This is a genomic window from Wolbachia endosymbiont of Drosophila seguyi, from assembly GCF_028981765.1.
Lineage (GTDB): Bacteria > Pseudomonadota > Alphaproteobacteria > Rickettsiales > Anaplasmataceae > Wolbachia > Wolbachia pipientis.
The window spans coordinates 1-862 of record NZ_JAPQLM010000043.1 but is presented as its reverse complement, the minus strand read 5'-3'; the positions used below and the strand labels follow the sequence as shown (position 1 = coordinate 862).

2 pseudogenes are annotated in these 862 nt (G+C 38.7%); both read left to right on the top strand.

Going from position 1 to position 862, the window contains the following annotated elements:
* Positions 1–71 precede the first annotated feature (71 nt).
* Positions 72–440 (top strand): annotated as a pseudogene (locus OZD62_RS00905) (Holliday junction resolvase); the annotation flags it as partial.
* A 126-nt stretch (positions 441–566) separates the two neighbouring features.
* A pseudogene (locus OZD62_RS00900) lies at positions 567–833 on the top strand (ParB N-terminal domain-containing protein); the annotation flags it as partial.
* Positions 834–862: the final 29 nt, after the last annotated feature.

Sequence of the window (862 nt, the reverse complement as noted above, 5' to 3'; positions counted from 1 at the left end):
AATAATAAGCTACTGATATTCGCTATCTTTTTTATCTTTAATCCATCATAGCTAGCGATGCAACAAAGCCAGGTGGAATGCACTTCTTAAATTTTCGTAGGTGGCTCAATGAGATGAGGGAAAGATTTTCAGATATTGAAGCAGTGTATTTTGAAGAAGTAAGAAGACACCTTGGAACTGATGCTGCTCATTGCTACGGAGGCTTTCTAGCTCATTTAACAGCTTGGTGCGAGGAAAACAATATACCTTATCAAGGTGTACCTGTCAAGACGATAAAACGCTTTATCACCGGTAAGGGTAATGCAAGTAAAAGTGAAGTTATTGAAGCTGTGAAGGGAAAAGGGTTTATTCCTCAAGATGACAATGAGGGGGATGCTTTGGCGTTGATGTTCTATGTTAATAATTTTAGTAAAGATTTTAACATGCTAGATAGCACATAGGAAGTGGGTCCTTCCCGCTAGCAAGGCTGATTTGGGAGCGAAACCCCGGACCTTCTCCAGCGTCAGACGTTTTTTAATTATTAACTTTTTGTTAAGAATTTAAACATAGCAATTTAATACACTAATATGAACTTAGCAACACACTACTATCCTATTGAAAATCTTGTCGAATATGATCGCAACCCTCGCAAGAATGACGATGTAGTAAACAGAATGTGCGCCTCTATTCGGGAATTTGGGTTTCGTATTCCAATAGTTGCAAAAAGCGATGGCACTGTGGTTGATGGTCATTTACGCCTCAAAGCAGCAAGAAAACTGGGTATAGAAAGTATTCCAGTAGTCCTCAGTGATAACTTAGAGGTTGTCCGGAAACAAGTAAAAGGCTATAATATCTGAAATTTTAGTACGGGGTAAAGATGAGA